Here is a 244-nt window from a genome sequence, read left to right as displayed (position 1 = left end):
TTTTTTTAACTCGGCCAGTATCGCAGCGATATAGCCTTTTTTAGACCAATTGTTATATCGATTGTAAACGCTTTTCCAATTACCATATGCTGGTGGCAAATCTCGCCAGGCTGCCCCTGTTCGAAGCATCCAGCATATTGCATCCATAAACAAGCGATCATCTTTTCCATGTCGCCCCTTCGGCTTGGGCAGTAATTTTTGTAAGCACTCCCAAAGCACGTCATCAATGACCATCCGTGACATT

1 protein-coding gene is annotated in these 244 nt (G+C 44.3%); it reads right to left on the bottom strand.

Annotation, left to right across the window (positions count from 1 at the left end; genetic code table 11):
• The coding region (locus tag Lwal_RS17735; protein ID WP_193787233.1) for a transposase at positions 1-244 on the bottom strand (244 nt) is incomplete at both ends.

This window comes from Legionella waltersii (assembly GCF_001468085.1).
GTDB classification, from domain to species: domain Bacteria; phylum Pseudomonadota; class Gammaproteobacteria; order Legionellales; family Legionellaceae; genus Legionella; species Legionella waltersii.
This window is presented reverse-complemented; position numbering and strand designations above follow the sequence as displayed.